This window comes from Microvirga aerilata (assembly GCF_016743775.1).
Taxonomy (GTDB): domain Bacteria; phylum Pseudomonadota; class Alphaproteobacteria; order Rhizobiales; family Beijerinckiaceae; genus Microvirga; species Microvirga aerilata.
This window is the reverse complement of record NZ_JAEQMY010000175.1, coordinates 1-5481: the sequence shown is the minus strand read 5'-3', so window position 1 is coordinate 5481 and position 5481 is coordinate 1. Positions and strand designations below refer to the sequence as shown.

Here is a 5481-nt window from a genome sequence, read left to right as displayed (position 1 = left end):
CGCGGGGTGGAGCAGCCCGGTAGCTCGTCAGGCTCATAACCTGAAGGTCACAGGTTCAAATCCTGTCCCCGCAACCACCGACACTTGGTGTCGAACCAGAAGCCCTCGCATGGTGTTCCCAGCGAGGGCTTTGTCGTATCAAAACAGGACGCAACACGTGGGCGCACGCTCCTGCAGAGCCAGTGCAGGCCTCCCGTCACACACAAGCCACGCCGCACGATCAAGGCACAGACGCGTCAGACAATATGCGGGGAATGAAGCTTTCGCTAGGCGGGTGATCCTTCCTGTCATATCTCCAAAGCTCTAAGTGCATCCTGTGGACGAGACGTCGATATCCGGTACAGTGAGGCCGAGCCGTACAAAACGGTCGGTCCTTCACGAGGGGAATACGATGTCCATGAAACTGACACGCCGCGACTTCACCAAGCTTGGCCTCGGCCTCGGTGCGGCGGCGGCTTTGGGCCGCAATGCGCTTGCACAGGCGCCCGCCTTCTTCCGGATCGGCACCGGCGGCACGGCTGGAACCTACTACCCGGTCGGAGGCCTCATCGCGAACGCTGTCTCGAACCCGCCCCGGCTGGTTCTGACCGCTCAGGCCTCCAACGGCTCCGTCGCCAATGTCAATTCCATCGCATCGGGCGGCCTCGAATCCGGCTTCAGCCAAGCCGACGTGGCCTATTGGGCCTATACGGGAACGGGCCTCTTCGAAGGCAAGGGCAAGATCGAGGATCTTCGGCTGCTCGCCAATCTTTATCCGGAAAGCATCCATCTGGTGGCTGCGAAATCCGCCAACATCAAGTCCGTGGCCGACCTCAAGGGCAAGCGGGTCTCCCTTGACGAACCGGGATCCGGAACGCTCGTCGACGCGCGTATCATCCTGTCCGGTTGGGGGCTGAAGGAAAGCGACGTGAAGGCCGACTTCCTGAAGCCGAACCAGGCTGCCGAGCGCATGCGCGACGGCGGTCTGGATGCCTTCTTCTTCGTCGGCGGCTATCCGACCAGCGCCATCACCGAACTTGCCGCAACAGGCGGCGGCGTCGAAATCGTTGCCTTGTCGGGGGCTGAGGCTGACGCAATCAGGAAACAATACAGCTTCTTTGCGGCCGACGAGATCCCGGCGGGCACCTACAAGGACGTGGGCGCCGTGAAGACGCTGGCCGTCGGCGCGCAGTGGGTGACCTCCGCCAAGGTGCCGGAGGCGGTTGTCTATGAGGTCGTAAAGGGCCTCTGGAGCGACAAGACCCGTGCGGCGCTCGACGCGGGCCATGCCAAGGGCAAGCTCATCCGCAAGGAAACGGCGTTGGCGGGCGCCGGCATTCCGGTGCATCCGGGTGCCGAGCGCTTCTACAAGGAAGCGGGCCTGTCCAAGAGCTGATCGGCCCCTTCGGCCTGCCTGGCCTCTCGCGGCACCTGCCGCGGGAGGCGTTTTGTTGATAGCGAGAGTTGCCCATGTCCCTGCCAGATCCCAACGTGATCATCGAGAACCGCAGCCTCGAGGAGAAATTCGATCCCGAGATGCGGTTCCGGCCTCTGCCTCCGGGAACGGCGTGGCTCGTCGCGGGGATGCTTCTGGCGCTCTCGTTCTTTCACTACTACACGGCAGGCTTCGGACTGCTGCGCGAGGCCACCCATCGCGGCATCCACATGGCCTTCGTGCTGGGCCTGATCTTCCTCGTCTTCTCAGCCTTCAAGGACGACCAGAACCGGATCGCCCCCTCGGGTTGGTGGCGGCCGGGGAGCATTTCCTTGGTCGACTGGGCCTTGGCCGTCGCGGCGGCGGTCGCCAGCCTCTACGTGCCTTGGATCTTCAACGAGCTGGCCTTCCGGGTCGGCAATCCGTCGGCAATCGACGTGCTCATGGGCACCATCCTGATCGTCGTTCTGCTGGAGGCGACCCGCCGCTCCGTGGGCTGGCCGTTGCCGGTGATCTCCATCGGCGTGATGCTTTATGCCTATTTCGGACCGTCCATGCCGGGCATTCTCCAACACCCCGGCGCGTCGTGGTCCAATATCGTCAACCACCTCTACCTCACGAGCCAGGGCATCTATGGCATCGCCCTGGGAGTTGTTGCCACTTACGTCTTCCACTACGTGCTGTTCGGGGTGCTGGCGACGCGCGTCGGCCTGGGCAAGCTGTTCATCGATCTCGCCACCGTCGTGGCCGGGCGCTATGCGGGCGGGCCGGCGAAGGTCTCGATCTTCGGCTCGGCCCTGTTCGGCATGATCTCGGGCTCGTCCATCGCCAACACGGTCACGGTCGGCTCGCTCACAATTCCGGCCATGATCCGGGTCGGATACCAGCGCCACTTCGCGGCAGCCGTGGAATCGGCGGCTTCGACCGGCGGCCAGATCACGCCGCCGATCATGGGGGCCGCGGCCTTTCTCATGGTCGAGTTCCTCAACGTTTCCTACCAGACGGTGATCCTGGCGGCCCTCGTTCCGGCCTCGATGCATTTCTTCGGCGTGTTCATGCAGGTCCACCTGGAGGCCAAGAGGGCTGGATTGAAGGGATTGCCGCCGGAGGAGATGCCGAGCGCCGTCAAGGTTATCCGCGAGGGCTGGCAGACGATCATGCCGCTCGCCGTTCTGCTGATCGTGCTGTTTTCGGGCTTTACGCCCTACCTGGCGGCCTTCTGGGGCATCACGGCCTGCCTCGTGGTTGGCGCGTCCCGGGTTCCTGCCGTCACCATGGGCTTCCTCGCCGCCGTCATCGCGGGGATTGCCGCGGGCGTTCTCACGCAGCTGGTTTTCTCAGGCCCGCTTCTTGGCTTCGTCCTGGCGCTTCTGGTCTACACTTATATCAAGACCGATGCCGGCAAGGCGCTGGTGCTCGATCTCGTCGATGCCTTCGTGGTCGGCGCCAAATACGCCATCGGCGTGGGCGCTGCGGCTGCGACGGTGGGCATCATCGTGGGAATCGTCACGCTGACCGGCGTCGGCTTCAAGATCTCCTTCATCGTCACGTCCTTTGCGGCTCAGATCGCCCAGACCTTCGTGGACGTCCTGCCGGTCTGGCTCGTGGACATGAAGGCCCTGACGCTGTTCTTCACCCTCCTGATGACGGCTGTCGTGTGCATTCTTCTGGGATGCGGCGTGCCGACCACGGCCAATTACATCATCATGGTGACGGTCGCGGCCCCGGCGCTCGGGCTGCTGGGCGTTCAGCCCCTCGTGGCGCACTTCTTCGTCTTCTACTACGGGGTGCTCGCCGACATCACGCCGCCGGTGGCCCTGGCGGCTTATGCGGGGGCCAGCATGGCGGGAGCCGATCCGTTCAAGACCGGCAACACGGCCTTCCGCCTTGGCCTCGGCAAGGCCCTGGTGCCCTTCGTGTTCGTTTATGGCCCGGCCATGCTGCTGGTCACGCCCGAGTTCACCTGGCCGAGCTTCTTCCTCGTCGTCGCGGGAGCTCTCGTGGGCATCCTGTTCCTGTCGGCGGCGTTTGCCGGCTATGCCCTGACGCGGCTCCAGACCTGGGAGCGCTGGCTCATCAGCATCGCGTCCCTGCCGATCATCGCGCCGGATCCGCTGACCACCCTGATCGGCTTGGCGCTGGCAAGCCCCGTTATTCTCTCCCAGATCCTCAAGGCGCGCTCAGAGCCCGCGCCGAGGCCGGCGTGAGGCCTTGTCCGTGAGGCTCCAAACCTGAACCATTCCGCGGCACTTCCGTTGTTCTTCCTGAAATCGAAAGGAGGGCCCTCATGGTCGACTACAGGAAGCTTTTGGATGCGTTCGTTGGAGCCATGGGCCGTCCCGATCAGCAGAATGCCGGAGGCTCCGCCTCGGGAGGCTTGAGGCAGCAGGTCGAGAAGGGCGTCAGCCAGGTTACCGGCGGGTCGCCCGATCAGCTCCTGCAGAAGGCCAAGGATTTTGCCACTCAGCATCCTGGAATGACCCAGACCGCTCTCCTCGGCTTGGCGGGCCTTCTGTTCGGCCGGCGCAAGAAGGGCAAGGTGACCGGCAGCCTCGTCAAGCTGGGCGGTCTCGCTGTGATCGGGGGCTTGGCCTACAAGGCCTTCCAGAACCAGCAGGCGGCCAAGAATTCGGTCGGAACGGGTTCGGTCGGAACAGGTTCCGCCGGAACGGGTTCGGCCGCTGAGCCCCAGGAGGCAGCGCCCGCCGGTCTGGTGCCGTCCGAGGAAGCGGTGGCGCAGACGGCGCTCAGCCTGCCGGAGACCTCGCGGTTCCATCCGGTCTCGCAAACCGAGGACGACGCGCTCCTCTTCCTGCGCACGATGGTGGCGGCAGCAGCGTCCGACGGGCAGATCGATGACGCCGAGCGCTCCCGCATCGTCAAAGGTCTGACCGAGGCGGGCATCGACCCGGAGGCCACCCGGTGGCTCGAGACGGAAATCGCGTCCCCTGCCGATGTGGAGGAACTCGCGGCCGGAGTCACCGATCCGGAGAAGGCTGCCCAGGTCTATTCGGCGGCCCGCATCGCCATCGATCCCGACACGATCCAGGAGCGGGAGTTCCTCAACCAGCTCGCCGAGGCGCTCGACCTCGATCAGGCGGTCAGAGCCCAGATCGACAGCACGGCCGGAGCCATGGCCTGATGCTCTAGGCGGGTCAGAGAGGGGAGTTGCGGCCCAGGGGCTTGATGCTCTGGTACTTCACAGTCGTCTGCCTGCCGCCGCCTTCGTCGTAGCGCTTGGCCAGGACGAAGCTCAGATCCGGCGAGTACAGGTCCGTATGCTCCGAGGTGACCTTGCCCTCGGCATTGAGGAAGCGGTTGCGCACGATCAGCACATTGTAGGAGCATGAGCCCATCTGAAATTGCTCCTCGCCTGTGACCGTGAGCTCGAGGGAGATCAGGGAGCCCACCTTGTCCGGCTGGGCGGCCGTGTAGGTCAGGGCCCGGCGGGCTTTCGGCTCGAGCGGGAAAAGGGTTCGAATGTCCGAGACCGGGATATTGATGCTCCGGGCCGTGTCGTCGAAGCGGCTTAAGGGGAAGAAGCCCCGGTAGTAGAGAACGTCCTGCTTCTTTCCGCCCGGATACAGGTTCACCACGTGAACGACGTGATTCGCGGCGGGCCGTATCTCGGCCCGGGTTCCTTGCCGCTCCAGGACGAAACCCAGTTTCGCGGTTTGCGCCGTGGGGCAGTCGTCGCCCAGGGCTGGCGTGACGAGAGCGGGCAGAAGGAGCAGCAGGGCAGCGGAGCGAAGCATGGGCTGGGCCAATCGAGGCGAGAGAACGGTTTCCAGCATCACGCTATCGCATGAAACCTTATAGAACAATGTATCAATTGCGGCAGGGGGCCGTGCGCGCCGCAAGAGCGGGCCTCCCCGATCATGTCCAATTGCCGCAACTTTCGTCAGGGAATGGTTGATCTTGGCTCCTGCTCCAGATCAAATGGCCACAACCCGTCTACGGATTCCTGAAAGGATATGAAGAATGGCTGACAGGCCTCACCGTCGCACACCCGATCAGCTGCGCTCGCGCCTCTGGTTCGACAATCCGGACAATCCCGGCATGACGGC

The 5481-nt window shown here is 64.1% G+C and carries 4 protein-coding genes and 1 tRNA gene; 4 read left to right on the top strand and 1 reads right to left on the bottom strand.

Annotated features, from left to right (window positions below; translation table 11 throughout):
- From JKG68_RS30760 to JKG68_RS30745, 4 genes are all read left to right on the top strand, one after another.
- Positions 1–77 (top strand) — tRNA-Met (locus JKG68_RS30760).
- A gap of 320 nt (positions 78–397) precedes the next feature.
- Complete coding sequence (locus JKG68_RS30755; RefSeq protein WP_202066083.1) at positions 398–1375, top strand: TAXI family TRAP transporter solute-binding subunit; 978 nt, start codon at positions 398–400, stop codon at positions 1373–1375.
- Between the two features lie 74 nt (positions 1376–1449).
- On the top strand, positions 1450–3621 hold the full coding sequence (locus tag JKG68_RS30750) for a TRAP transporter permease (protein ID WP_202066082.1): 2172 nt from the start codon (positions 1450–1452) through the stop codon (positions 3619–3621).
- A gap of 80 nt (positions 3622–3701) precedes the next feature.
- Positions 3702–4556, top strand: coding sequence for a tellurite resistance TerB family protein (locus tag JKG68_RS30745; protein ID WP_202066080.1), 855 nt, complete (start codon positions 3702–3704; stop codon positions 4554–4556).
- A gap of 13 nt (positions 4557–4569) precedes the next feature.
- Here JKG68_RS30745 and JKG68_RS30740 read toward each other — a convergent pair whose 3' ends face one another.
- Complete coding sequence (locus JKG68_RS30740; RefSeq protein WP_202066078.1) at positions 4570–5208, bottom strand: hypothetical protein; 639 nt, start codon at positions 5206–5208, stop codon at positions 4570–4572.
- Between the last annotated feature and the right edge of the window lie 273 nt (positions 5209–5481).